Origin of the sequence: Paracoccus aestuarii, from assembly GCF_028553885.1 — a bacterium.
Lineage (GTDB): Bacteria > Pseudomonadota > Alphaproteobacteria > Rhodobacterales > Rhodobacteraceae > Paracoccus > Paracoccus aestuarii.
In genome coordinates this window covers 1,545,471-1,571,615 of sequence record NZ_CP067169.1, presented here as the reverse complement: position 1 = coordinate 1,571,615, position 26,145 = coordinate 1,545,471, and the positions used below count along the sequence as shown (strand labels likewise).

Genomic DNA, 26,145 nt, shown 5'->3' with positions numbered 1-26,145 from the left:
TCATGCCTCGTCCAGAGGCGGCAGGCCCAAAAGGCTGCGCTTCTCGGCATCGGTCAGAAAGGACGCCGCCGCGACGCGGGCCCATTGCTGGTTGCGCTCCTCGGCCAGGGCGGGCACCTGATCGGGGTCGGGCCGCAGCTCGACCTCCGCGCCCAGATGCTCGGACATCCACCACGCGACCGATGCCGCCACCCGCGTCACCAAGGGCAGCACCGTCAGGCGATAGAAGGCCCGATGCGCCTCGGCATAATTTGCATAGGTCGCATCCCCGGGGATCCCCAGCAGCATGGGCGGAACCCCGAAGGCCAACGCGATCTCGCGCGCCGCCGACAGCTTGGTCTCGTGGAACTCCATGTCGGACGGGCTGAACCCCATGGGCCGCCAGTCCAGGCCCCCTTCCAGCAGCATCGGACGCCCCGCATTGCGCGCGCCCTGATGGTTCATCTCGATCTCGCCCACCAGGCGGTCATACTGCTCGGGGCTCAGCGAGCCATGCCCGTCCACCCCCTTGTAGATGATCGCCCCCGAGGGCCGCGCCGCATTGTCCAAGAGCGCCTTGGACCAGGCGCTGGCGCTGTTATGGACATCCAGCGCCACCGCGGCCGCCTGCATCGGCGACAATCCGTAATGGTCGTCCTGCGGGTGAAAGGCCTTGATGTGACAGATCGGATCAGGACTGCCCGTCATGTCGAAGCGGTGCTTGCGCCCCCCCACGGCATATTCATAGCCCACCGGCCAGCCATCCGCGCCGGGCACCACGCTCATCCGGTCGGACCGCAGCACGTGCAGCTCCTCCGGCAGGCCCGATGCGTCCAGCCCCACCGCCTCAAGGTATCCGTTCCCCGACAGCAGGATCTGCCCGAACAGCGCCTCGAACAGCTCGGCCCGCCCCTGCCCCGGATTGGGCCGCCGCAGCAGGTCCAGCACCGGATGCAGCTCATAGCGCCGCTCGCGGTCGCCGCAGACCAAGGGCACCGCCGCCGCCGCCTCGGCGATCAGCTTGACGCTGCGAAACCCGATCGGGTTGCCGACAAAGCCCCCCCGCGTCAGGCTGCCCGTGTCGCGGGCGGTCCAGACCGGACGCCCCGATCCGCTGGCAAAGGCGACCACACGCCCCGTGGCGCTGGCCTTTCTCTCCGGCACGGCGCCGGACGCGGCCTGCCGTGAAAATAGTCGAAACGCCATCCTCGTCTCCTTCATGCGGGCATGAAAAAGGGCCGCCCCATCGGGACGACCCTTCAACTGTTCCGAAATCTCCGGGGGGTTACAGCACCCGCATCCGGGGCCGCCGCCACCCGGCGGCAGGCTCGATCATCAATTCATGGACCGCCCAGACCAAGGCATCCAGCCGGTCGGGACTGCCCCGCCCCTCGAAGCCACGCACCGTCATCTGGCACATCTGATCCTCCAGCGCGCCCAGGCCCCGCAGATGCCGGACCCGCCCCTGCTCATAGAGCGCGGCGACAGGCTCCGCCCGCAGCCCCTTGCCCCGCGACGCCCTGAGCGCCTTGAAGGGCACCAAGGGGTCGATCTGGCGCACCACGCTCTCGACCAGATCACCGCCCTGGTTCACCTCGGCCACCAGCTTCTCGGCCCCGTGACGATCCATGGCGGCGATGGCGGCGCGGGCCCAATCGGTCGGCCCGCCCCGCACGCTGGCATCCTCCAGCACATAGGCGCGCCAATCCGCAGGCTCGCCCGAACAGCAAACCCCCGCGACGATGATGCCGCATTCGTCGCTGCCCTTGCCCCCTGTGACCGAAGGGTCCACCGCGACCACCACCCGGTCCATCGCGGGGGCCTTCGCGATGCGCGCCCCCTCGATCATGGCGGTGGTCCACAGCGCCCCCTCGACATCGTCCAGCAGCACACCGTCCAGCTCCTGCCGACCCAAGCGCGTCCCGCCATAGCGCGCCTCGACCTCGGCCAGAAAGCTCTCGGCCAGATAGGCACGGTTCGCATCCGTCGGCGCATGGGTGACGACCGTGCTGGCATTGCCCAGAATGCGCTTCAGCACCCCCACATTGCGCGGCGTGGTGGTCACGACCTGCTGGGGATGCTCGCCAAGCCGCAACGCGAATTGCAGCATGTCCCAGACATCCTCGGCCTTCTTCCACTTGGCCAGCTCATCGACCCAAGCGGCGTCGAACTGAGGCCCGCGCAAAGCCTCCGGCTCATGCGCGGAATAGACCGTGGCGGTCGCGCCATTGGCCCAGACCAGGCGCTTCCTCCCAGCCTCCCAGACCGGACGCCGATCGGGGGGCGAACAGGCCAGGATGCCGGATTCCCCGAACACCATGACCTCGCGCACCTGATCGAAGGTCTCGCCGACCAGCGCCAGACGATGGCACCGGCCGGGGGCGGCGGCGGTCGGCCCCTCGACCATGCGGCGCACCCATTCGGACCCGGCGCGGGTCTTGCCCGCGCCGCGCCCACCCATAATGACCCATGACTTCCAGTCGCCCTCGGGGGGCAGCTGATGGGGCAGTGCCCAGAACTCGAACAGCCAAGGCAGCGCCATCAGCGCATTCTCGGACAGATCGCCAAGGAAAGCCTCAACCTCCTCCGGCGCGGCGGAGGCAAGCCAGGCGGCGCCCGATCTCGTCTCGTGCGGCGTCAAGGTCGAGGGCACCCCCTCCGACGCCGCCCGCGATGTCCTTGCGAAGTTTGTCAACCTTGCTCCTCTCCGCCATCAGCAGCTGGACGGCCTCGCGGACCGTCTTCGCCGTCTCCATGGCCTTTTTCAGCTTAGCGGGATCGATCTCCCGCGCCTTGATGGTCTCCAGCTCGGCCTGATGTCCGCGCAGATCCTTCACATAGTCCCAGAACAGCCAGCGCAGGACGTCGATCTCGTCCTCGCCCTCGGCCATGTCGGGGATCCGCAGCCCCGCCCCTGGGGGCGATGCTCCGGCCATGAAAGGTCCTTCGGTTTCCCCGACCCCGCCCCACTCCATATCGTTCATGCGATCTGCCCCGCCTCGTGTCCTGTCCGCACGAGCCAAGAAACGAAAAAGCGACCTGGGGTTGCCCCCCGGCCGCTTGCCCACCTCTTCCAGCATGTAAATGTTCTACCTTGGAGCGTCCGCCAAGTCAATCGCTAAACCTGAACCTGCGCAAACACGCGAGAATATCTAACGATTACAACGAACAACCCCGCGCAACACCCAAGCGCACGCCGCGCAACATCACCCCCGCGCGGCCTCGAAAAAGGCGCGAATCCGGGCCTCGTCCTTGATCCCCGGCGCGCTTTCGACGCCCGAACTGACATCGACGATTCCCGCCCCGGTCAGCCGCACCGCCTCGGCTACATTGTCCGGCGTCAGCCCCCCGGCCAGCATCCACGGCCGCAGCCAGCGCCGCCCAACCAGCAGCCTCCAGTCAAAGGCCAGCCCGTTGCCACCCGGCAGCGCCGCCCCCGCGGCGGGCTTGGCATCCACCAGCAGCATGTCGGCCACGACCCCGTAATCCGTCAGCTGCCCCAGATCCTCCGGCCCGCGGATGCCCACGGCCTTCATCACCGGCAGGCCGTGACGCGCCTTGACCTCAGCCACGCGGGCCGGGCTCTCATGGCCGTGCAACTGGATCATGTCCAAGGGCACCGCCGCCAGAACCTCGTCCAGCAGCGCATCCGCCGGATCGACGAACAGCCCCACCTTGGCCACGCCCATCGGCAGATCGCCGACCAGCGCCGCCGCCTGATCCGCGGTCACCGCGCGCGGAGATTTGGGAAAGAACACCAGACCCACGAAACGCGCCCCGGCCTCGACCGCAACACGCAGATGCGCGCGGTCGCTCAGACCGCAGATCTTGACTTCGGCCACGGGATCAGCGGGTCGCAGGCAGGCCGGCGCCGGTCGGGGCGCCCGGTTTGGCCGGGGACGGCTGGTCCAGGATCGCCAGCACATCGTCGCGCGGCGCGGCATGCCGGTCGCGCAGATGATCCATCTCGCTCTGCAGCCGCTCGACCTCGGCATGGCGGCGGCGCGCCTCGCGACGGATATGCGCCTCGCGCATCCATTCCCAGATCAGCCCCGCCAGCATCCCCAAGGCAAAGGCCAGAAAGATCACCAGGAAGATCGGCAGCGTCACCGTCCAGGTCCCGCCCAGATAGGCCCCGAAATTCGCCGGAAAGGCCGACAGGGTCACCGGCCCGCGATTGGCCAACGCGACGGCCACCAGGATCAGCGCAAGCGCCGCGACAAAGATCAGACGAAGAAAACGCATCTTGTATCCTTAGAGGGGGGTTCGATCAGGCATCGCCGTTCAGTCGGTCGCGCAACAGCTTGCCGGTCTTGAAGAACGGCACATGCTTCTCCTCGACCTCGACGGATTCGCCGGTGCGCGGATTGCGGCCCACGCGGGAATCGCGCCGCTTGACGGAAAACGCGCCGAAACCGCGCAGCTCGACCCGGTCTCCACGCGACATCGCGTCGATGATCTCCTCGAAGACGGTATTCACGATCCGCTCGACGTCGCGACGGAACAGGTGGGGGTTCTCGTCGGATATCTTCTGGATCAACTCGGACCGGATCATGCTTTCCCCCAAATCGACGGTGTCATCCCTGCCGCCGCGTTGCCCGGCGGTGCCATACCGCCCTGTTTCCCGACAACGCCCGACGGAAGTCACTGGTTTCACAGCGTTGCCAGCTTTGCCTGCCCCGTGCAAGCACCCTACCCGGCAACAGGCATGAAAAAGCCCGCCCCGAACGCGTCGGGGCGGGCCGATCCTTCACCGGAATGCCCGGATCAGGTGTTGCGCTTCAGCGCGGCGCCCAGGATGTCGCCCAGCGATGCACCGGAATCCGAGCTGCCATACTGGTCGATGGCCTCTTTTTCCTCGGCGATCTCGCGTGCCTTGATCGACAGGCCCAGACGGCGGGTCTTGGTGTCCACGTTGGTCACGCGGGCATCGACCTTGTCGCCGACATTGAAACGCTCGGGGCGCTGGTCCTGACGGTCGCGGGCCAGGTCCGAACGACGGATGAAGGACTTCACGCCGTTGAACTCGACCTCGATGCCGCCATCCTCGATCGCGGTGACCTCGGCGGTGACGATGCTGCCGCGCTTCACGCCGTCGACGGCCTCGGCCATGCCCTCGTTCTCCAGGGCCTTGATCGACAGGCTGATGCGTTCCTTGTCGACATCCACGTCCTGCACGACCGCCTTGACGACGTCGCCCTTGCGGAAGTCCTGGATCGCGTCTTCGCCACGGGTGTCCCAGCTGATGTCGGACAGGTGGACCATGCCGTCGATATCGCCTTCGAGGCCGACGAACAGACCGAATTCGGTGATGTTCTTGACTTCGCCCTCGATGACGGTGCCCGAGGGATGGGTCTCGGCAAAGACTTCCCACGGGTTGCGCATGGTCTGCTTGAGGCCGAGCGACACGCGGCGCTTCGACTCGTCGATTTCCAGCACCATCACGTCAACCTCTTGCGAGGTCGAGACGATCTTGCCCGGATGGACGTTCTTCTTGGTCCAGCTCATCTCGCTGACATGGACCAGACCCTCGACACCGGCTTCCAGCTCCACGAAGGCGCCGTAATCGGTGATGTTGGTCACGCGGCCCTGATGGACCGAACCGATCGGGAACTTGTCCGCGACCGTATCCCACGGATCGGCCTGCAGCTGCTTCATGCCCAGGCTGATGCGGTGGCTGTCCTTGTTGATCTTGATGACCTGGACCTTGACGGTCTCGCCGATCGCCAGGATCTCGGACGGGTGGTTGACGCGGCGCCAGGCCATATCGGTGACGTGCAGCAGGCCGTCAACACCCCCGAGATCAACGAAGGCGCCGTATTCGGTGATGTTCTTGACCACGCCGTCGACCGTCTGACCTTCGGTCAGGTTGGCGATGACCTCGGCGCGCTGCTCGGCGCGGCTCTCTTCCAGGATGGCGCGGCGCGACACGACGATGTTGCCGCGGCGGCGATCCATCTTCAGGATCTGGAAGGGCTGCTTCAGACCCATCAGCGGACCGGCATCGCGCACGGGGCGCACATCGACCTGCGAACCGGGCAGGAAGGCCACGGCACCGCCCAGATCGACGGTGAAGCCGCCCTTGACGCGACCGAAGATGGCGCCTTCCACGCGCTCTTCCGCACCATAGGCCTTCTCCAGGCGATCCCAGGCTTCCTCGCGGCGGGCCTTCTCACGGCTGATCGAGGCTTCGCCACGGGCGTTCTCGACGCGGTCCAGATAGACCTCGACCTCGTCGCCGACGCTCAGGCTGGCTTCTTCGCCGGGATTCGCGAATTCCTTCAGATCGACGCGGCCTTCCATCTTGTAGCCGACGTCGATGATGGCCTGACCCGCCTCGATGGCGATGACACGGCCCTTGACCACCGAACCTTCGTCCGGCGTGTCGATTTCGAGGCTTTCATTCAGGAGGGCCTCGAATTCCTCCATGGTCGCTTTAGCGCACATGCGTGTTCAGTTTCCTTTATGTCTGTTTTCCGGCCTGACGGTTGGCTCCGCCGGTCTTTATGATGCCGTCACGGGCAACGGCAAAAGGTCGGGGCATCCGCCCGACCCGTTCCCTCTGCGGTCTGTCCTGACCATCTCGCCCATCAAAGCTGGCTTCCCCTACACCTTGCAGGGCGCGAATTCAACGCCTAAACGCGCCGCCACACGCCCGAGGCGCGGCTGTAGCGGCTGATCTCGGGCGCGTCGAACCCCTCCCGGTCCATCGGCGCGACATGGCGTTCAAGGGACAGTTCGGTGCCGCGGATGTCCAGCAGCACGAATTCGTTGCGCATGTCGCTGACCCGCGCGCACAGCGCCGTGCCGGTCTGGACCTGCAGCACGCGCGGATGCCGCCCTGTGGCCAGCAGCGCATCCACCGCCCAGCGATGCAGATGCCCCGTCAGGACCACATGCACCCCCGCCCCCTCCAACCGATAGAGCGCTTCGGTCGCCCGCCGCGCCAGCACCTTGTCCACCCGCGGCAGATGCTGCAGCGGATGATGCAGCGCCACGATATTGGTGCCCATCGGGTCGATCGTGCCGATCACGCGGCCGATCTCGCCGTCGCGGATCTTGCCGCGCTGCCAGACATAGGGATCGGCGCTGTTCAGCGCCATGACCCGCACATCCCCCACCCGCGCGGCGGGCGTCAGATCCGGCCCGAAATGCCGCTGGAACCCCGCAAAGGGCCAGAAGATCCGCGCGACCGGGTTCCAGGTCGGGACATCGTGATTGCCGGGCATCAGCATCATCGGCGCCTCGATCCGGTCCAGAAAGGCGCGCGCCGACCGCATCTGCCCCGGCGTGGCGCGATGGGTGATATCGCCCCCCACCACCACCAGATCGGGCCGCAACGCCGCGATCCGCGCCAGCAGCGGTGCCTCCAGCGCGCTGCGATGGAATCCGAAATGCAGGTCAGTCAGATGCAGGATCCGCGCCACGTCAGCCCTCGGGCCGTTCGGTCTTGCTGACCCCGTCGGCGGGCAGCAGCACCCGCAGCCCGTCATGGCGCACCACCAGCCGGAAGGGACAATCCAGTGTCGTCTTCTCGCCGTCATGGGCGACCAGCTGGCGTGATTTCGGCGTCTCGATCTGCAGATCGTCGGTCACGATCATCTCGAAATCGTCGTCCTTGGCGCTTTTCCCCATGGCCAGCCGCAAGGCCGACCGCATCAGCGGCAAAGGCTGGCGCGCCTTGGCGATCAGCACCGCGAACTCGCCCCGCCGGATGTCGCGCGCGCCCGCCAGACCGAAGCTCTCCAGCTGATAGGCGCTGCGGGCGACAAAGACCAAGGCGCTGGTATGGGTGCGCTCCCGGCCCTCGGCCCGCGTCACCAGCCGCATCGGCCGACGGAGCCGGGGCAGCGCGACCAGGACCGACCAATAGGCCGCGATCCGCGACCGCCCCCAGCGGCGATAGATCCCCTCGCGCGTATTCAGGATCTGGGGATAGGCGCCCAGACTGACATTATTCAGAAAGATCAGCCCGTTGATGTCGCCCACATCGACCGGCTCGACCCGCGCATCCAGGATCGTGTCCAGCGCGGGGTCGATCTCCTCGCCCACGCCCATGTCACGCGCGAAATAGTTGAAGGTCCCGCCCGGCAGGATGCCCATGATGACATCCGTGCCGGTCAGCGCGCCCGCCACCGCCGATTGGGTGCCGTCGCCCCCCGCCGCGATCACCAGGTCGAACCCCTCGCCCGCGACCTGCTTGGCCAGACGCGGCAGATCGCTGCCCTTGCGCGATTCCCGGATCTCCAGCGATCCGCAGGCCGGGCGCAGCCGCCGTTCCAGCGTGTCGTGCAATTCGCGATGCTTCTTCTTGCCCGATCCACGGTTCATCACCACGCAGACCCGGGCGCGGCCCAGGTCGAAGCGCTGTCTGTCATCGGTCATGAAGCTGTCCCCGCGATGCTTGCCCGGCCTCAACACCAAGGCCCCGGCGCGGGTTGCATCACAGCAGCCGCGCGGCCTCGACCACCGAGGGCTTCAGCCCCTGCCCGCCATTCTGCAGGAAGGTCAACAGCTGCGCCCGCATCCGCGGCTCCCAGTAATCGCGCAGATGGGCGGCGATGCGTTCCGCCGCCGCGCCCGGCTGGCTGTCGAAGAAGGTGGCGATCTGGTTGGCCATGGTGACCATCTTCTCAGGCGACATCGGATACCTCGGCGCGCAGCCTTTCAGGGTGACAGAACAGATCAAAGCCCTCGCCGCGCGCAAAGGCGGCCAGCGTGATGCCCGCCCCCTCGGCCAGGCGCAGCGCATGGGCGGTGGGGGCCGATACGGCGACGATCACCGCGCCCCCCGCCATGGCGCATTTCTGCACCATCTCGGTCGAGACGCGGCTGGTCAGCACGAAGGCCCCCCGCCCCGCATCGACCCCCTGCCGCGCCATCGCGCCGATCAGCTTGTCCAGCGCGTTGTGCCGGCCGACATCCTCGCGCGCCAGCACGATCCCCTGGCCGGGGATCAGGAACCCCGCCGCATGGACGGCCCGCGTGCGGTCATGCAGCGGCTGCCAGCCGCGCAGCGCATCCGTGGCCCCCGCCACCGCATCCGCATCCATGACCGGCCCCGCACCGCCCAGATCCGGCAGCGCGCGCAGCGCCTGATCCAGGCTGTCGATGCCGCACAACCCGCATCCCACCGGCCCCGCCATGAAGCGGCGCCGCGCGGCCAAGGCCTCAGCCCGGTCCTCGGCCAGCCACATCTGGACCTCGGCGCCCTTGGGATGGGCCAGAACCTCCAGCCGCGCGATCTGGGCGGCATCGGTCACGATCCCCTCGGACAGCGAAAAGCCCCAAGCGAAATCCTCCAGATCCGCGGGCGTGGCCATCATCACCGCCTGCGTCGTGCCGCCATAGACCATGGCCACCGCGGTCTCCTCGGGCAGGGTGCGGGTGACCGCGCTGCGATGGCCCGGGCGGACATGGATCGCCCGGGCGGCGACGGCGGGATCGGTGGGGGTCATCGGCTACTCCGCGGCTGGCATGACCCGCCGTGACATGTCGGCCTGCATCCCGTAACGTTCCTGCCAATCCGACGGACCATTCGAGGGGCTGACCTGCACGGCGGTGACCTTGTATTCGGGGCAGTTCGTCGCCCAATCCGAAAAATCGGTCGTCACCACGTTAGCCTGCGTCACCGGATGGTGAAAGGTCGTATAGACCACCCCGGGCAAGACGCGGTCCGTCACCGCGACCCGCAGCGTCGTCTCGCCCGAGCGGCTGGCCAGCCGCACCCAGTCACCCTCGGCGATGCCACGATTCTCGGCATCATGGGGGTGCATCTCCAACAGGTCCTCGGGATGCCAGGCGGTGTTGTCGGTCCGCCGGGTCTGCGCGCCGACATTATACTGCGACAGGATCCGCCCCGTCGTCAGCAGCAGCGGAAAGCGCGGCCCGGTCCGCTCGTCGGTAGGGACATATTCGGTGACCATGAAATGCCCGCGCCCCGCCTGGAACCCGTCCACATGCATCAGGGGCGTGCCCTCGGGCGCATCCTCGTTGCAGGGCCATTGTACGGAACCCAGCTCCTCCAGCCGCTCATAGGTCACACCGGCAAAGCTGGGCGTGGTCGCGGCGATCTCCGCCATGATCTGTGAGGGGTGGGTGTAATGCCAACCCGCCCCCATGGCATTGGCCAGCATCTGCGTGACCTGCCAATCCTCATACCCGTTGCGGGGTGCCATCACCCGGCGCACCCGGTTGATGCGGCGTTCGGCATTGGTGAAGGTGCCGTCCTTCTCCAGGAAGCTGGAGCCGGGCAGGAAGACATGCGCGTAATTCGCGGTCTCGTTCAGGAACAGGTCATGGACGATGACGCAATCCATCGCCGCCAAGGCCGCCGCGACATGCTGGGTGTCGGGATCCGATTGCAGGATGTCCTCGCCCTGGCAATAAAGCCCGCGGAACGTCCCCTCGACGGCGGCATCCAGCATGTTGGGGATGCGCAGGCCCGGCTCGGGGTCGATCTCGACCCCCCAGGCCTTCTCGAAGATCGCGCGCACATCGGGCAGCTTCACATGCCGGTATCCCGGCAATTCATGCGGAAAAGACCCCATGTCACAGGCGCCCTGCACGTTGTTCTGGCCACGCAGCGGGTTCACCCCCACGCCAGGCCGTCCGATATTGCCGGTCAGCATGGCCAGGTTCGCGATGGCCATGACGGTGGTCGATCCCTGGCTGTGCTCGGTCACGCCCAGCCCGTAATAAATCGCGCCATTGCCCCCCGTCGCGAACAGCCGCGCGGCGGCGCGCAGGTCGGCGGCGGGCACGCCGGTCAGCGCCTCGGTGGCCTCGGGGGCGTGGCGGGGATCGCGGATGAATTCGGCGAAATGCAGGAACTCGTTCCAGTCGCAGCGGTCGCGGATGAAACCCTCATCCATCAGCCCCTCGGTCACGATCACATGGGCCATCGCGCTGATGACGGCGACATTGGTGCCGGGGCGCAAGGGCAGATGATGATCCGCCTCGACATGGGCCGACCGCACGATATCGGTGCGGCGCGGATCGACGACGATCAGCCGCGCCCCTGCCCGCAGGCGCTTCTTCAGCCGGCTGGCAAAGACCGGATGCCCGTCCGTCGGGTTGGCGCCGATGATCAGCACCACATCCGTCTGTTCGACGCTGTCGAAATCCTGCGTCCCGGCGGATGTGCCGAAGGTCTTGCCCAGCCCGTAACCCGTGGGCGAATGACAGACCCGCGCACAGGTATCGGTGTTGTTGTTGCCGAAGACCGCGCGGGCCAGCTTCTGGACCAGATAGGTCTCCTCGTTCGTGCAGCGGCTCGACGTGATGACCCCCACGGACCGCCGCCCATGCCGCGCCTGGATCGCGCGCATGCGCTCGGCGGCAAAGGCCAACGCCTCGTCCCATTCGACCTCGCGCCACGGATCCTCGATCCGCTCGCGGATCATGGGCCGCAGGATGCGGTCGCGATGCGCGGCATAGCCATAGGCGAAGCGCCCCTTGACGCAGCTATGGCCGCGGTTCGCCTTGCCATGCTTCCACGGCACCATGCGCACCAGCTGATCGCCATTCAGCTCCGCCTTGAAGCTGCACCCGACCCCGCAATAAGCGCAGGTGGTGATGACCGACCGCGTGGGCGTGCCCAGCTCGGCCACGGATTTCTCCTGCAGGGTGGCGGTCGGGCAGGCCTGCACGCAGGCGCCGCAGCTGACGCAGTCGCTGGCCAGGAAATTCTCGCCCGCGACCGCCACGCGGCTGTCGAAGCCCCGCCCCTCGATGGTCAGGGCGAATGTGCCCTGCACCTCGTCGCAGGCGCGCACGCAGCGGGAACAGACGATGCATTTGCTGGGATCATAGGTGAAATAGGGGTTGCTGTCGTCCTTGGGGATGAATTGCGGATTGCCCGGCCCCGACCGCAGGGCGGCCTCGGATTGCGACCGCGCGCCGATGCCCTTCGGGTCGAAATGGTTCGCGCCGGGGGTATAGCGCATGTCGCGCAGACCCACCTGCCCCGCCGCATCCTGCAATTCGCAATCGCCATTGGCCGAACAGGTCAGGCAGTCCAGCGGATGGTCGCTGATATACAGCTCCATCACGCCGCGACGGATGCGGCGCACCTTCTCGGACTGGGTGCGCACGACCATGCCCTCGGCCACCGGCGTCGTGCAGCTGGCGGGCGTGCCGCGCCGCCCCTCGATCTCGACGACGCAGAGGCGGCAGGACCCGAAGGCCTCCAGATTGTCGCTGGCGCAGAGCTTCGGCACGCTGATCCCGGCCAGGATCGAGGCGCGCATCACCGACGTCCCCTCGGGCACCGTCACCGCGACGCCGTCCACGGTCACGGTGACCGGCGCGCCTGCGCGGGCGGGCGTGCCCAGGTCGCGATCATCCGAGATGTCCTGATCGGGACGATGGGTGGGGATGATGAAATCCTTCATTCCGCTGCCTCTCTCTGGGTCGCGAAGTCGTCGGGGAACCCGGTCAGCGCCGACAGGACCGGATAGGGCGTGAAGCCGCCAAGCGCGCAGAGCGAGCCGTCGCGCATCGTCTCGCACAGATCGGTCAGCAGCGGGATCGCGGCGGCGTCACCCGCGGCGATGCGGTCGATGGTCTCGACCCCCCGCACCGCGCCGATGCGGCAAGGCGTGCATTTGCCACAGGATTCCACCGCGCAGAACTCCATCGCAAAGCGCGCCATGGTCAGCATGTCGGCGCTGTCGTCAAAGACCACCAGCCCCGCATGGCCGATCAGCCCGCCCGCCGCGTCGAAATCCTCATATCCCATCGCTGTGTCGAATTTCGACACCGGCATATAGGCGCCCAGAGGCCCGCCCACCTGCACCGCCTTGACCGGCCGCCCGCTGGCCGTCCCGCCCGCGATGTCGTTCACGACCTCGCCCAAGGGCAGACCGAACGCCGTCTCGAACAGACCGCCCCGCGCCACGTTGCCTGCGATCTGCAAGGTCACGGTGCCGCGCGACCGGCCCAGCCCGAAATCGGCATAATATTGCGCGCTGCGCTCGAAGATCACCGGCACGGTGGCCAGGCTGATCACGTTGTTCACGACGGTGGGCTTGCCCAGAAACCCCTCCAGCGCGGGCAGCGGCGGCTTGGCGCGCACCGTGCCGCGCTTGCCCTCCAGGCTGTTCAAGAGGCTGGTCTCCTCGCCGCAGACATAGGCGCCGGCGCCCTTGCGGATCTCCATGTCGAAGGCCCGGCCCGATCCCAGCACGTCGGGCCCCAGCAGGCCGCGCGCCCGGGCGATGCGCACGGCCTCGGTCATGACGCGGATCGCGTCGGGATATTCACTGCGCAGATAGACATAGCCGCGCGTCGCGCCCACGCCCAGACCGGCGATCACCATGCCCTCGATCAGGGTGAAGGGGTCGCCCTCCATGATCATCCGGTCGGCGAAGGTGCCGCTGTCGCCCTCATCGGCATTGCAGACGATGTATTTCTGATCCGCCACCGCGCCCGCCACGGTCTGCCACTTGATGCCGGTCGGAAAGCCCGCCCCGCCGCGCCCGCGCAAGCCGCTGGCGGTGACCTCGGCCACGATCTCAGCGCCGTCCATGCCGATGGCGCGGTGCAGGCCCGCCAGCCCGCCATGGGCGGCATAATCGTCCAGATCCAACGGGTCGATCACCCCGCAGCGCGCGAATGTCAGCCGCGTCTGGCGGGCGAAGAAGGGAATCTCCTCGACCGGGCCATGCCCCTCCAGCGTCCCGTCCAGCAGCGCCGCCACATCGGCGGGCGCGACCGGGCCATAGGCCAGCCTCTGCCCGTCACGCTCGATCTCGACCAAGGGTTCCAGCCAGACCATCCCGCGCGATCCGTTGCGGATCAACTGCACGTCAACGCCCCGCGCGGCGGCCTCGCGCGCCACCGCCTTGGCCACGTCATCCGCGCCAAGCGCGCGGGCGGCGCTGTCCATCGGCACCCAGACCTTCATGCGCCCAGCTCCCGCACCAGCCGCTCGGGCGTGACGCGGCCGATCACCCGGTCGCCGATCATCGCCGCCGGCGCGCAGGCGCAGAGGCCCAGGCAATAGACCGGCTCGACCGTCACCGCGCCATCAGGCGTGGTGCCGTGCCAATCGACGCCCAACCGCACCAAGGTCTCGGCGGCCATGCCTGCCCCGCCCATCGCCTGACAGGCCTCGGCACGACAGATCTTCAGCACCTGCCGGCCCGCCGGATGGTCGCGGAAATCGTGATAGAAGCTGATGACGCCCAGCACCTCGGCCCGGCCCAGGTTCAGGATATCGGCCAGGACCGGCACGGCGGCGGCGGGCACATGGCCCCATTCCTCCTGGATCGCGTGCAGCATCGGCAGCAGCGGCCCCTCCAGCCCCGCCAAGGGGGTCACGAGGTCGCGGATGTCCCGGGGGTCGATATCGCTGGCTGGCGCGGCGTCACGCATGGCTGGTCCTTTTAATGTCGACCCAGTCAACGCGTCATTACACGCCAAATCAATATCGTTCTTCCGTCGGACGATAGGCCCAGCCTATCGAACCATGCGCCGCGCCTCGGTCAGCAGGGCCTCCAGCACGGGGGTATGCGGCTCGCGCCACGGCGCGATCAGGCCCACCGCATGGCCCGCGCCCGCATCCTGCAGCGGCACCAGCGTCAAGGGCTTGCCCTGCGCCAGAAACCCCGCGATGTCGCGCGGCAGGATGGTCAGCCAGCCCCCGGCCAGCACCTGCGAGACCAGCACCACCGTCGAATTGGATTCCACCGTGGCCAGTGGCGTCACCCCGGCCTCAGCCAGGCGGCGGTCGATGATGCGGCGGTTCTGCATGTCGGGGGTCAGCAGGCACAGCCGCTGGCCGTCCAGCGCCTGCCAGCCGATCCCCGCGCCCCCGGCCAGCGGGTGATCGCGGGGCGCGACCAGACAGTACCGTTCGTCATAAAGCGGCACCGCGCTGACCCGGCCCAGAGGTTCGTTGTCCAGATAGGAAATCCCGGCATCCACGGCCAGATCCTCGATCATCTGCAGGATCTCGGCCGAGCTGCGCGACAGGATCGTCAGCCCCACATTCGGATGCGCCGCCCCATAGCGCGCCGCCAGCCGCGCGGCCCAGGTCAGCGCCGTGGGCACGACCGCGATGCGCAGCCGCCCCGACAGGCCGTGGCGCGTGGCGCGCATCTCGTCGCGCAGCTGGCGGGCATCGCCCACGATGCGCCGCGCCCAGACCAGCGCCGCCTGCCCCTCGGGCGTCAGGCCGCCATAGCGCGATCCGCGAAAGATCAGCAGGACGCCCAGGGTTTCCTCCAGCTGCTTGATCCCGGCGGAGAGGCTGGGCTGGGTGATGCCCAGGGACGCGGCGGCGCGGCCGAAATGGCCCTCCTTGGCGACGGCCAGGAACATCTCCAGCTTGTCGATCATCGCGCGCCCCCCTGTGGGATCGCAGGTTGCACCGGGGCGCGGGTGGCTGCAAGTCTGGGGCAATGACGCGCATCCTGCTGATCCACGGCGCATGGCATGACGGCCGGTGCTGGGCCGGGCTGGCCGCCGCGCTGCGGGCGCGGGGCTGGGCGCCGGTCTGCCCCGACCTGCCGGGCGGGGCGGAGACGACGCTGCGGGACTGCATCGACGCGCTGCCCGACGCACCGGTGGTGCTGGGCCATTCCATGGGCGGCATCCTGGCCGAGGCGCTGGCGCAGCGGCATGCGCCGCGCCTGCTGATCCATCTGTGCAGCTATCTGCCGCTGCCGGGCGACAGCCTGGCCGCGCTGGACCGGCTTCTGCCCGCCCCGACGCGGGCCTGGCCGCGCGACGCGCAGGGGCGGCTGGTCCTGCCGCCGGATGCGGCGCGGCGGATGATGGGCACCGACCCCGCGCTGCTGCGGCCCCAGCCCTTGGGCCCGATGCGCGCGCCCCTGCCCGGCCCGGCGCGGGCGGCGACCGCGCGGCACTACATCCTGTGCCGCCGCGACCGGGCCATCCCCCCGGCGCTGCAGCGCGCGATGATCATCCGGGCGGGGGTCGACCGGGTCCATGCCCGGCCTTGGGATCACGCGCCCTTCCTGTCGGACCCCGCGGGCCTGGCCGCGCTGATCGACCGGATTGGCGGGATGGCGCCGCCCCGCAAAGGTTAGTCGCCGCCCGCAGGAACGACCCGGCCACCCATGTGTTGCCCTTGCCCAGGCAATCTGAAGGAGAACGCCGTGAAGACCTCGATGATCGCTCTTGCCGCCGCCCTGTCGATGGGCACCGCCGCGCTGGCCCAGGATGCCGGCACCCCCGATGCCGGACAGGTCGCCGGTGCCGAGGCCATGGCCGATTGGCAGGAGATCGACGATTCCGTGATGGTGACCCAGCTGAACGCCACCGCCGACGATGTCGACGACATGGACGTCTATGACGCCGAAGGCACCAAGATCGGCGAAGTCGAAAAGGTGCTGGGCACCTCGGCCGAGACGCCCGGCGCGCTGGTCGTCGATTTCGACGATGACAGCGTCTATGGTGACGGCGACCGGGTCGTGCCGCTGGAATACCTGTCGATGACCGACGACCGCCTGACCCTGTCGGCCGAAGCCGACGTGGCCGGCTTCGAAGGCTGGGACGACTGACGGTTCAGCCCGGATCGGCGATCACCGCAAGGCAGTCGCCGGTCTGGACCAATCCCGGAAAATGCCGCGCCGCGACCAGACCGCCGCGCTGCGCGGTGACCGTGACCGGGGCGACCCCGGTCCGGTCCACGGGCCAGATGCGGGCCAGGGGCTGACCCTCGGCCACCATGTCGCCCAGATCGGCCAAGGGCTGGATCATCCCGTCGCCGGTCGCGAAATGGAAACAGTCGTCATCCGGCATGGACAGCATCCGGCTGTCATCCGCCCCCTCGACCGACCCGGCCAGGATGCCCGCATGGCGCAGCAGGTTCAGCGCCCCGCGATGCGCGATCCGGGCCGAGACCGCGGTCACCGTCCCCCCGCCCCCAAGCTCGGTCGTCACGAAGGTCTTGCCGCGACCCTCGACCGCAGTGTCGAACATGCCGACCGCGTCGATCTCGCGCATCATCATCGACCATGGCGCGCCGAAGGCCCGCATCGCCGCGGTGCAGGCCGCCTGCTGATCGGCGTCATCCAGGTAATGCGCCGCCGCGTAGGGCAGGAAATCCAGCGTCTTGCCGCCCGAATGGTAATCCAGCACGATATCGGCCAAGGGGACCAACTCGCTGTCGATGTAATGGGCGATCTTCTGCGTCACGCTGCCATCGGCGCGGCCGGGAAAACACCGGTTCATGTTGACCCCGTCCACCGGGCTGACCCGCGTTCCCGCCCGGATCGCGGGGGCGTTCATGAAGGGCAGGATGATGACCCGCCCGGTCACGTCGCCGGGCTCCAGCTCCCATGCCAGCTGCTGCAGGGCGACGGGGCCCTCGTATTCGTCGCCGTGATTGCCGCCGGTCAGCAGGGCGGTCGGCCCCTCGGCCCCGCGGATCACGGTGATGGGGATCATCACGCTGCCCCATGCGCTGTCATTGCGCGAATGGGGCAGGCGCAGGAACCCGTGATGCTTGCCGGGCGCGTCCAGCGGGATGGTCGGGCGGATCGGGGTCATGACTTCACCAGCATGCGGCGGGGGATGGAACAGAACAGCTCCGGCTCGGCATCGGTGATGACCAGGGATTCCGTGGTCTCGTAGCCCCAGCCCTCCATCCAGAGGCCCGTCATGAAATGGAAGGTCATGCCCGGCTTCAGCTCGGTCCGGTCGCCCCGGCGCAGCGACATGGTGCGTTCGCCCCAATCGGGCGGATAGGACAGCCCGATCGGATAGCCGGTGCGGTTGTCCTTGACGATGCCGTATCGGTCCAGGACCGTGAAGAAGGCATTGGCGATATCCTCGCAGGTATTGCCCGCGCGGGCGGTGCCCAGGCCCGCCTCCATCCCCTCCAGCACGGCCTTCTCGGCCTCCAGCATCTCCTGCGGGGGCTTGCCCAGAAAGATCGTGCGCGACAGCGGCACATGGTATCGCTGGTAACAGCCGGCGATCTCGAAGAAGGTGCCCTCGTCGGGCTTCATCGGCTGGTCGTCCCAGGTCAGGTGCGGGGCCGCGGCATCGGGCCCCGAGGGCAGCAGCGGCACGATGGCGGGATAATCGCCGCCATGGCCCGACCATTCGTCATAGCGCAGCCCGCTGTCATAGATCTCGGCCACCAGATCGCATTTGCGCATGCCGACCTCGATCTTGTCGGCGATGCGGCGATGCATGCGTTCGACGATGCGCGCGGCCTTGCGCATGTATTGCAGCTCCTTGGGGGTCTTGATGGCGCGCTGCCAGTTCACCAGGCCCGTGGCGTCCAGGATCTGCGCCTCGGGCAGGCCGTCGCACAGGCGCTGATGCGCGCGGGCCGTGTACCAGTAATTGTCCATCTCGACCCCGATGAAGCCGCGATGCCAGCCCTTGTCGGCCAGCTGCGCCCACAGGTAATCCATCGGATGGCGTTCCACCGACTGCACGTAATGGTCGGGATAGCCGATGATGTGATCGTCGCTCATCCAGACGGTGCGCAGCGCGCCCTGGGCGTCCTGGCCGCGCCCGAACCAGATCGGCGCCCCCGTCGGGCCCACGATCACGCATTGATGCACATAGAAGGACCAGCCGTCATAGCCGGTCAGCCAGGCCATGTTGGACGGATCGCTGACGATCAGCAGATCCAGCCCCAGCTTTTCCATGCTGGCGCGGGTCTTTCGCAGGCGCTCCTCGTATTCGGCGGTCGAGAAGCGTTCGGGGGTCCTTTGCAGTTCCGGCATTGTCGTGCTTTCGCAAACAGGGGTGGAAGGATGCTACCAGGTGCGGGCGCGAAACAGCGCCCCCGGCCCTGCGGCGGGGATGCGGACGCGGTCCAGCATCGCCCAGAACAGCGCCTGGTTGGCCGAGATGACGGGCTTGCCCAAGCGCCGTTCCAGATCGTCGATCAGGCCCAGGGCGGGCAGCGCGGTGCAGGACAGAAACAGCGCCTGCGCGTCGGGGTGGTCGGCGGCGATGGCCATTTCCGTCACCTCGGCGGGCGACAGGCGGGCCATGTCGCGGTCATCGGCATGGCCCATGCTGGCGCGGCGCAGGACCGCGATGCCGTGGCGCGTCAGCCAATCCGCGACCAGTTCGGTCGTCGCCGCCAGATAGGGCGTCATCAGCGACACCCGCCCCACCCGCAGCGCGCGCATGCCCCGCAAGGCGGCCTCGGCCGGGCTGGAGACGGGGGCCCGCCCCCGGGCCGCCTCCGCGACCGCATCGCCCAGAACGGCCGCGGCCGAGGTGCAGCCGAAGCCGATCCCCGACAGCGGGATGCCCGGCACCAGCAGGTCCATCGCATCGGCGATGCGCGGCCCGGTGGCGCGCAGGTTCGCCTCGGTCGTGGGGTTGTCGAAGGCGATGCGCGTCACATGCAGCCGGGTGCCCTGCGGCATCAGGCGGGCGGCATCGCCCTCGATGGTCAGGTCGGTCGCCAGCGCGACCAGCCCGAACCGGTTCAGGTTGTCCTGCATCGCCATGGGATCATCGCGCCAGGTCGCGCAGGAACAGCGCGATCTGGGGGAACAGGATCAGCAGCACCGAGACGCAGAGCAGGATCGCGATGAAGGGGGGCGTGCCGCGGATCACCTCCCAATAGGGGCGCTTGAAGACGGCGATGGCGGTGAAGATGTCACAGCCGAAGGGCGGCGTCGCGCTGCCGATGGCGACCTGCAGCGTGATGATCGTGCCGACCAGCACCGGGTCCAGCCCGGTCGCCCGCACCACCGGCGCAAAGATCGGCACCAGGATCAGGATGACCACGATCGGGTCCACGAACATGCAGCCGATAAAGAAGGCGATCGAGATGGTAATGAGGACGCCGTAAGGCCCCATCTCGTCGATGCCGATGCCGCCCAGCACGGCCTGAGGGATCTGGGCGAAACTGATGACATAGCTGAAGGCCGCCCCCGCGCCGACCAGGATGAAGACCACCGCCGTGATCAGCCCGGTCGATTTCGCCGTCGCGTAAAGCTGCCTGGGCGAGACCTGGCGGAAGACGATCATCTCCAGCACCACGGCATAGAGCACGCAGGCCGCCGCCGCCTCGGTGGGGGAAAAGACGCCGCCATAGATGCCGCCGATGATGATGGCCGGAAAGCCCAGGGGCCAGATCGCGCGGCGCATCGCGCGCAGACGCACGCTCCACGGCGCCTTGGGTTCGGTCGGCACGTCGTGGCGGACCGCATAGATATAGGCATAGGCCGAGAACAGCGCCAGGATCAGCAGCCCCGGCCCGATCCCCGCCAGGAACAGCTCGGAGATCGAGGTGCCGGACACGACGCCATAGATGATCATCCCGATGGAGGGCGGGATCAGGAAGGCGATGTCGGAGGCGTTGATGATCAGCGCCAGGCTGAAGCGGTCGGAATAGCCCGCCTTCAGCAGGCGCGGGCGCAGCGGGCCGCCCACGGCCACGACGGTCGCCTGCGTCGATCCCGACACCGCGCCGAACATCGTGCAGGCCCCGGCGGTGGATATCGCCAGCCCGCCCTTGACATGGCCCAGAAAGGCCATGACCAGGTCGATCAGCCGTTCCGCCGATTGGCCGCGGGTCATGATCTCGGCCGCGAAGATGAACATCGGCACCGCGATCAGGCTGGCGGGCTGGATGCCCGCAATGACCTGCGCGACCAAGGTCTGCAACTGGTCGATCCCGCCGAAGATGCCGACGAAACCCACCATCGCCCCGATGATCAGCGGGACCATCATCGGGAATCCCAGCAGCAGCAGGACCACCATCGTCCCCAGGATCGCGGCGGTCATGCGCCCTTCCTCCGGGGATCAAGGTCATAACCCTCGCGCGTGGCGGTGGACAGCCAGATGTCGCGGTCGGTCAGGTTCTTGTAGGCGGTCAGCGCATATTGCAGCCCGGTCAGGAAGAACCCCGCCGGAACCCAGATGATGATCCACCATTGCGGTATGCGCAAAGCGGGCAGCACCCGCCCCCGCCCGGCCTGGGTCTGGACATAGCCCAAGGCATACCAAGCCAGCAGGAACAAAAGCCCCGCCGTGACCGCGGCGATCAGCACCATCATCGCGCGCCGCGCCGGGTCGGGCAGCATGTCGGTGATGGCCGACATGCGGATATGCCGCCCGTGCCGCGCCGCATAGGACATGCCGGCGAAGGTGATCAGCACGATCAGCGCCTGGTTCACCTCCTCCGAGAAATAGAGCGAGCGGCCGAAGACATAGCGCCCCACCACATTGGCCGTGACGTTCAGCGCCATGGCCAGCACGCCCAGGGCCAGCGCCACGGATTCGATCCGCGCGATGGCCTTGTCCAGCAGGCCCAGTGGCCCCGGCAGGCCGGATTCATACAGGCTGTCGTCGATATCGTCCTGGGCAAGCGGCATCTCGGCCGCGGCCAGGATCGCGGGATCGGTGCCCCCGGACGTGGTGCCGCCGGGATCGGGCCGCTTGGATGCGGGGTCGCGCGTCATGGGATGTCCTTGGGCGGGGGGATCGGGCGACGCGGCCCCGCGCGGGGGCCGCGTCCTTGGTCAGGGGGTCACTCGGCGGCGGCGTCCAGGTCGGCCTTCATCTGGTCCAGCACCTCCTGGGCGCGCGGGCCGCCGATCTCCAGGAAGGTCGCCTCGACCTGCTCGGCCGTGTCGCGGAAGGGGGCGCGCTCCTCCTCGGACAGGGTGGTGACGGTGATCGAGGGCTTGGCCTCCATGATCGCCTCCAGCGAGGATTCGGTCAGCCCCTGCTGGTATTCCAGGATATGGTCGAAGGCCGCCGCGGTGGCGTTGCGGATCAGTTCCTGATCCTCCTCGGGCAGGCCGTCGAAGAATTCCTTGTTGGCCATCAGCGCGGTGGTGAAGTTGTTGTGGCCCATCCGCGTGATGTGGTCCTGGACCTCGTACATGCGGGTGGATTCGATGAAGAAGGCCGGGTTTTCCTGCGCGTCGACGATGCCGGTCTGAAGCCCGCCATAGACCTCGCCCCAAGGCAGCGGCGTGGGCGTCGCGCCAAAGGCCTGATAGCTGCTGACCAGCAGAGGGTTGGTCATCACCCGCACCTTCACGTCGTCGAAATCGGCGGGCGATCCGATCGGGCGGTCGGATGTCACCATCACCTCGCCCTCGGGATACATGGTCAGCAGCTCCAGCCCCTGATCGGCGTAAAGCTCGGGGAAGATGCTGTTGATCGTCTCGCTCTCGCGGAAGAAGCGGAACAGCTGATCCTCGTCCTCGGGCAACAGATAGGGGACGAAGAAGACCTGCGCCTCGGGGATCAGCGCGCCGGTGAAGCCGGGCGACTGGTTCACGAATTGCAGGATGCCCGCTTGAGTCTGTTCCAGGATGTTGTCGGATTCGCCCAAGGTGCCAAAGGGGAACAGCTGGACCTCGTGGTCGGAATTGGCCTCGACCTCCTCCTTGAACTTCTGGGCGAAGACGCCCTGCACCTCGTCCAGCGCCTCCTCGAAGGCATAGCGCCACGTGTCGGCCATGGCGGTGCCGGATGCCAGGATCAGCGCGGTCATGCTGGCGGCGGTAAGGGTCTTGAAACGCATCGGTCTCTCCTGTTGGTGGGGGGCCTTTGGGCGGCCCCTGATGGCAGGATTCGGGGCCGGTCCGGCCCGCTCCGCCTTGATGCCGAGAGTTCGGCGCAAGCGGATTCCAAGTCAATTGCTAGATTAAATCATGACAATTTCGGGACCGGCTGTCAAACCGATGGCCCGCCGGGCGCATCCCCGACCGGCAGGATCGCCGCAAGGTTGCGCAGCGCCCGGTCCAGATCGCCCATCCCCGCACCCCCCAGGGACAGGCGCAGCGCGGGCCCCGAGGGCAGCACGCCAAAGCCCGATCCGGGCGCCACGGCCACCTGCCGGTCCAGCGCCGCGCGCACCAGCGCGGGCTCGTCCGCGCCGGGCGGCAGGACCAGCCAGCGATGCAGCCCATGCGGAAAGCCCTGCGCGCGCGGCCCCAAATGGCGCAGGGCCAGGCGGTTGCGCGCGGTCAGCTCCGCCCGCTGCGCCTCCAGCAGGGCATCGGCGGTGCCGCCGGTGATCCAGTCCTGCGCGATCTCGGCCATCAGGGGCGTGGCCATCCAGGACAGGGACAGATGCCGGTTCAGCGCGGCCTCTGCCCAATTTTCGGGCATCGCCAGAAAACCCAGCCTCAGCCCCGGCGACAGGCATTTCGACAGGCCGGTGAAATAGAACCCCCGCTCGGGGGCAAAGCTGGAAAGCGCAGGCGGGCGGCGCGGCGGCATCGGCCCGGTCGGGTCGCTTTCCAGGATCGCCAGGCCGGCGGCGGCGGCGGCGCGGGCCAAGGCCTCGCGCCGGTCGCGCGGCATGATCGCGGCGCGCGGCCCGCCGCCCGAGGGCAGCAGGAACACCGCCTTCATCCGCCCCCCCGCCGCCCGCGCCGCATCCAGCAGCGCGTCGGGCAGCATCCCATCGGCATCCGTTGCCACCCCCCGCAGGCGCAAATGCAGGTGCTGGGCCGCGGGCTTCAGCGTGTGGCAGGTGACGGCCTCGGTCGCGATGATGTCGCCGGGCTGGGCCACGGTCATCAGCGCCACGAACATCGCGGGCGTTGTGCCATTGGTGATCAGGATGCGCTGCGCCGGGACGACCATGCCGCAGCGCGCCAGCCAGGCCGCCGCCATGCCGCCATAGAGCGACATCGTCTGGCGCGGGCGAAAGGACAGCATCGCCGGATCGGGCAGCCGGTCCGACAGGCGCATCAAGGTCTCGGCCCAGGCCTGCCGGATCAGGGGCAGCGCGACAGGCGTCATCATCGACAGGTCCACCGGCGGGCGGTCGGTGGGGGCGCGGAACCACGGCACCTCGATCGTCTCGCGCGGGCCTGCGCGCACGAAGCTGCCCCGCCCGACCTCGCCGGATATCAGGTCGGCGCGGATCAGCTCCTCATAGGCGCGGCTGACGGTCTGGACGGAAACGCCCAATTGCCAAGCCAGATCGCGATGCGGCGGCAGGCGCTGGCCGGGGCGCAGGCTGCCCGCGTCGATCGCCGCCGCGATCCCTTGGGCCAGGCTGCGATAGGCGGGGCGGGTGATGTCATCCTTGCGGAGCGGCCAATGCGACATGGGCACAGGATCGCCCCGCGCGGCCCGATTGACAAGCGCCCGCCCGCCGGGAACAAGCAGGCATGATCCCGCCCCGCGCCCCCCGTCTGGACGACCGCGACATCGCCATCCTGGCGGTCCTGTCGCGCGAGGGGCGCATCGCCAAGACCGATCTGGCCCAACGCGTGAACCTGTCCCCCACCCCGGCCTGGGAGCGGATGCGGAAACTGGAACGCGCGGGCCTGATCCGCGGCTATCGCGCGACGGTCGATCTGGGCGCGCTCGGGCCGCATGTGCAGGTCTTCGTCACGGTGGAACTGGACAGCCACCGCGCCGAGAGCTTTCAGATCTTCGAACGCGTGATCGCCCGGACCCAGGCCGTCACCGGCTGCTGGGCGATCGGGGGGGGCTATGATTACCTGATGCTGGTCATCGCCCGCGACGTGGCCGATTTCCAGGACCTGATGGACGGGCTCTTGGAAAGCCGCGCGGGCCTCAGGCGCTATTTCAGCTATATCGTCACCAAGCCGGTGAAGGACGAGCCGCCGTCCTCCGCCCTGATCTAGAGGAATCCTCGGGCCGCGCGGCAGGGGCCAGAGGATTCCTCTGCCCCGCGCCCGGTCTTCAGGCGAAATCCCCTGCCCGCCCGCGCCAGACTGCGCGAAAGCACGCAAAGGGGGCACGCCATGCTGGACCAGACCGACACGCTGAAGGACCGCCTGCAGGACACCGCCCTGCTGCCCGGCGCGGGGGATTTCGCGGCCCAAGGCCGGCTGGCCGTGCGGGACCCTGCGACAGGCAGCGTCATCGCCCAGGTCGCCATCAGCGATCAGACCGGCGCCCGCGCGGCGGTCGATGCCGCGCAGGCGGCCTTTGCCGACTGGTCGGCAATGCTGCCGCAGAAACGCGCCGCGATCCTGCATCGCTGGCACGCGCTGATCCTTGAGGCGCGCGAGGATCTGGCCCGAATCATGGTCGCCGAGCAGGGCAAGCCCATCAGCGAGGCGCGGGGCGAGATCGACTATGCCGCCAGCTTCGTGCAGTTCTATGCCGAAGAGGCTTCGCGCCCCAATATCGAGGGCGTGACCAGCCACCTGTCTGATGCCGAAATGGAGCTGTGGCGCGAACCCGTGGGTGTGGCCGCGCTGGTGACGCCGTGGAATTTCCCCAGCGCGATGATCACCCGCAAGGCCGCCGCCGCCCTTGGCGCGGGCTGCACGGTGGTCATCCACCCCTCGGCCGAGACGCCCCTGTCGGCGCTGGCGCTGGCGGTGCTGGCGCAGCGGGCGGGGTTCCCCGATGGCGTGGTGAACACGGTGATCGGGGATGCGGCGACCATCGTCGGTGAATGGACCGCGGATGCGCGGGTGCGGGCGCTGTCCTTTACCGGCTCGACCGAGGTGGGGCGGCTGCTCTATCGTCAATCGGCGGATACGGTGAAGCGGCTGGTGCTGGAACTAGGCGGGCACGCGCCCTTCATCGTCTTTCAAGGCGCCGATCTGGACCGCGCCGTGGCCGAGGCGATCAAGGCGAAATTCGCGACCTCGGGCCAGGATTGCCTGGGCGCGAACCGCTTCTATATCCACCGACCCGTCTATGAGGCGTTCTGCGCCCGCTTCACGGCGGCGGTGGAAAAGCTGACCTTGGCGCCGGGGATGCAGGATGCCGATCTGGGGCCGCTGATCCATGACCGGCAGGTGGCCAAGCAGCAGGCCCATGTCGATGACGCGGTGACGCGCGGCGCGCGGCTGCTGACCGGGGGCCGGGTGGATGACGCCCAGGGGCCGCTCTTCTATCTGCCGACCGTGCTGGCCGATGTGTCTGATGATGCCGCGATCATGCGCGAGGAGACCTTCGGCCCCGTCGCCGCCCTGACCCCCTTCGACAGCGAGGACGAGGTGATCGCGCGCGCGAATGACAGCGAATACGGGCTGGTCGCCTATGTCCACAGCATGGATCCGCGCCGGATCTATCGCCTGACGCGGGCGCTGCAATACGGGATGGTGGCGGTGAACCGCACCAAGGTCACTGGCGCGCCGATCCCCTTCGGGGGCATGAAGCAATCGGGCATCGGCCGCGAGGGCGCGCGCCAAGGCCTCGAGGCCTTCACCGAAATCAAGTATGTCTGCCGTGACTGGGCGTGAAAGGAAC

26 protein-coding genes are annotated in these 26,145 nt (G+C 68.2%); 4 read left to right on the top strand and 22 right to left on the bottom strand.

Annotated elements, in window-relative coordinates; translation table 11 throughout:
• The 15 genes from JHW48_RS08065 to JHW48_RS07995 all read right to left on the bottom strand — a co-directional run bounded on the left by JHW48_RS08065 (position 1) and on the right by JHW48_RS07995 (position 15,324).
• The gene (locus tag JHW48_RS08065; RefSeq protein WP_119885747.1) at positions 1-1,185 is read right to left on the bottom strand and encodes a phage portal protein; all 1,185 of its coding nucleotides are present in this window, start codon (positions 1,183-1,185) and stop codon (positions 1-3) included.
• A gap of 79 nt (positions 1,186-1,264) precedes the next feature.
• Positions 1,265-2,521: a DNA-packaging protein gene (locus tag JHW48_RS08060; RefSeq protein WP_119885774.1), complete on the bottom strand. Its 1,257-nt coding sequence runs from the start codon at positions 2,519-2,521 to the stop codon at positions 1,265-1,267.
• Positions 2,522-2,555: 34 nt separating this feature from the next.
• Positions 2,556-2,963 (bottom strand): permease, encoded by a 408-nt coding sequence (locus tag JHW48_RS08055; protein ID WP_119885748.1) that lies wholly within the window; start codon positions 2,961-2,963, stop codon positions 2,556-2,558.
• Positions 2,964-3,185: 222 nt separating this feature from the next.
• Positions 3,186-3,821 carry a phosphoribosylanthranilate isomerase gene (locus JHW48_RS08050; protein ID WP_240637790.1) on the bottom strand — a complete coding sequence of 212 codons (636 nt, stop codon included), beginning with the start codon at positions 3,819-3,821 and terminating at the stop codon, positions 3,186-3,188.
• A 4-nt stretch (positions 3,822-3,825) separates the two neighbouring features.
• A complete protein-coding gene (locus JHW48_RS08045) occupies positions 3,826-4,224 on the bottom strand; it encodes a lipopolysaccharide assembly protein LapA domain-containing protein (protein ID WP_119885750.1) in 399 nt (132 codons plus the stop codon).
• Between the two features lie 25 nt (positions 4,225-4,249).
• Complete coding sequence (gene ihfB, locus JHW48_RS08040; RefSeq protein WP_119885751.1) at positions 4,250-4,534, bottom strand: integration host factor subunit beta; 285 nt, start codon at positions 4,532-4,534, stop codon at positions 4,250-4,252.
• Positions 4,535-4,746: 212 nt separating this feature from the next.
• Positions 4,747-6,426, bottom strand: a complete 1,680-nt coding sequence (gene rpsA / locus JHW48_RS08035; protein WP_119885752.1) for a 30S ribosomal protein S1 — start codon at positions 6,424-6,426, stop codon at positions 4,747-4,749.
• 188 nt (positions 6,427-6,614) lie between these two features.
• Complete coding sequence (locus tag JHW48_RS08030; protein WP_119885753.1) at positions 6,615-7,406, bottom strand: metallophosphoesterase family protein; 792 nt, start codon at positions 7,404-7,406, stop codon at positions 6,615-6,617.
• 1 nt (position 7,407) lies between these two features.
• The gene (locus tag JHW48_RS08025) at positions 7,408-8,364 is read right to left on the bottom strand and encodes a diacylglycerol/lipid kinase family protein (RefSeq protein ID WP_119885754.1); all 957 of its coding nucleotides are present in this window, start codon (positions 8,362-8,364) and stop codon (positions 7,408-7,410) included.
• A gap of 58 nt (positions 8,365-8,422) precedes the next feature.
• Positions 8,423-8,623 (bottom strand): formate dehydrogenase subunit delta, encoded by a 201-nt coding sequence (locus tag JHW48_RS08020; protein WP_119885755.1) that lies wholly within the window; start codon positions 8,621-8,623, stop codon positions 8,423-8,425.
• The gene (gene fdhD, locus JHW48_RS08015) at positions 8,613-9,437 is read right to left on the bottom strand and encodes a formate dehydrogenase accessory sulfurtransferase FdhD (RefSeq protein WP_119885756.1); all 825 of its coding nucleotides are present in this window, start codon (positions 9,435-9,437) and stop codon (positions 8,613-8,615) included. The genes JHW48_RS08020 and fdhD overlap by 11 nt, the downstream gene beginning before the upstream one ends.
• A gap of 3 nt (positions 9,438-9,440) precedes the next feature.
• The gene (gene fdhF / locus JHW48_RS08010) at positions 9,441-12,374 is read right to left on the bottom strand and encodes a formate dehydrogenase subunit alpha (protein ID WP_119885757.1); all 2,934 of its coding nucleotides are present in this window, start codon (positions 12,372-12,374) and stop codon (positions 9,441-9,443) included.
• Entirely contained in the window at positions 12,371-13,888 is a 1,518-nt protein-coding gene (locus JHW48_RS08005) for a formate dehydrogenase beta subunit (RefSeq protein WP_119885758.1), read from the bottom strand. Before JHW48_RS08005 ends, fdhF begins: the two co-directional genes overlap by 4 nt.
• Complete coding sequence (locus tag JHW48_RS08000; RefSeq protein WP_119885759.1) at positions 13,885-14,358, bottom strand: formate dehydrogenase subunit gamma; 474 nt, start codon at positions 14,356-14,358, stop codon at positions 13,885-13,887. The genes JHW48_RS08005 and JHW48_RS08000 overlap by 4 nt, the downstream gene beginning before the upstream one ends.
• Positions 14,359-14,442: 84 nt before the next feature.
• Positions 14,443-15,324, bottom strand: a complete 882-nt coding sequence (locus JHW48_RS07995; RefSeq protein ID WP_119885760.1) for a LysR family transcriptional regulator — start codon at positions 15,322-15,324, stop codon at positions 14,443-14,445.
• 62 nt (positions 15,325-15,386) lie between these two features.
• Here JHW48_RS07995 and JHW48_RS07990 point away from each other — a divergent pair, with 62 nt between their 5' ends.
• Both JHW48_RS07990 and JHW48_RS07985 read left to right on the top strand, forming a co-directional pair.
• On the top strand, positions 15,387-16,037 hold the full coding sequence (locus JHW48_RS07990) for an alpha/beta fold hydrolase (protein ID WP_119885761.1): 651 nt from the start codon (positions 15,387-15,389) through the stop codon (positions 16,035-16,037).
• 69 nt (positions 16,038-16,106) lie between these two features.
• The gene (locus JHW48_RS07985) at positions 16,107-16,511 is read left to right on the top strand and encodes a PRC-barrel domain-containing protein (RefSeq protein ID WP_170152258.1); all 405 of its coding nucleotides are present in this window, start codon (positions 16,107-16,109) and stop codon (positions 16,509-16,511) included.
• 4 nt (positions 16,512-16,515) lie between these two features.
• Here JHW48_RS07985 and doeB read toward each other — a convergent pair whose 3' ends face one another.
• The 7 genes from doeB to ehuR form a co-directional block, all read right to left on the bottom strand.
• Positions 16,516-17,502: a N(2)-acetyl-L-2,4-diaminobutanoate deacetylase DoeB gene (doeB, locus tag JHW48_RS07980; RefSeq protein WP_119885763.1), complete on the bottom strand. Its 987-nt coding sequence runs from the start codon at positions 17,500-17,502 to the stop codon at positions 16,516-16,518.
• Entirely contained in the window at positions 17,499-18,695 is a 1,197-nt protein-coding gene (doeA, locus tag JHW48_RS07975; protein WP_119885764.1) for an ectoine hydrolase DoeA, read from the bottom strand. Before doeA ends, doeB begins: the two co-directional genes overlap by 4 nt.
• A gap of 33 nt (positions 18,696-18,728) precedes the next feature.
• Positions 18,729-19,436, bottom strand: coding sequence for a maleate cis-trans isomerase family protein (locus tag JHW48_RS07970; protein WP_119885765.1), 708 nt, complete (start codon positions 19,434-19,436; stop codon positions 18,729-18,731).
• Between the two features lie 4 nt (positions 19,437-19,440).
• Entirely contained in the window at positions 19,441-20,721 is a 1,281-nt protein-coding gene (locus tag JHW48_RS07965; protein WP_119885766.1) for a TRAP transporter large permease, read from the bottom strand.
• Entirely contained in the window at positions 20,718-21,311 is a 594-nt protein-coding gene (locus tag JHW48_RS07960; protein ID WP_119885775.1) for a TRAP transporter small permease, read from the bottom strand. The genes JHW48_RS07965 and JHW48_RS07960 overlap by 4 nt, the downstream gene beginning before the upstream one ends.
• Before the next feature lie 155 nt (positions 21,312-21,466).
• On the bottom strand, positions 21,467-22,474 hold the full coding sequence (locus tag JHW48_RS07955; RefSeq protein ID WP_119885767.1) for a TRAP transporter substrate-binding protein: 1,008 nt from the start codon (positions 22,472-22,474) through the stop codon (positions 21,467-21,469).
• 152 nt (positions 22,475-22,626) lie between these two features.
• Entirely contained in the window at positions 22,627-24,015 is a 1,389-nt protein-coding gene (gene ehuR / locus JHW48_RS07950) for a MocR-like ectoine utilization transcription factor EhuR (protein ID WP_119885768.1), read from the bottom strand.
• A 62-nt stretch (positions 24,016-24,077) separates the two neighbouring features.
• Here ehuR and JHW48_RS07945 point away from each other — a divergent pair, with 62 nt between their 5' ends.
• Together JHW48_RS07945 and JHW48_RS07940 are read left to right on the top strand one after the other, a co-directional pair.
• Positions 24,078-24,560, top strand: a complete 483-nt coding sequence (locus tag JHW48_RS07945) for an Lrp/AsnC family transcriptional regulator (protein WP_119885769.1) — start codon at positions 24,078-24,080, stop codon at positions 24,558-24,560.
• Positions 24,561-24,680: 120 nt separating this feature from the next.
• Positions 24,681-26,138: an NAD-dependent succinate-semialdehyde dehydrogenase gene (locus JHW48_RS07940; protein WP_119885770.1), complete on the top strand. Its 1,458-nt coding sequence runs from the start codon at positions 24,681-24,683 to the stop codon at positions 26,136-26,138.
• Positions 26,139-26,145 lie beyond the last annotated feature (7 nt).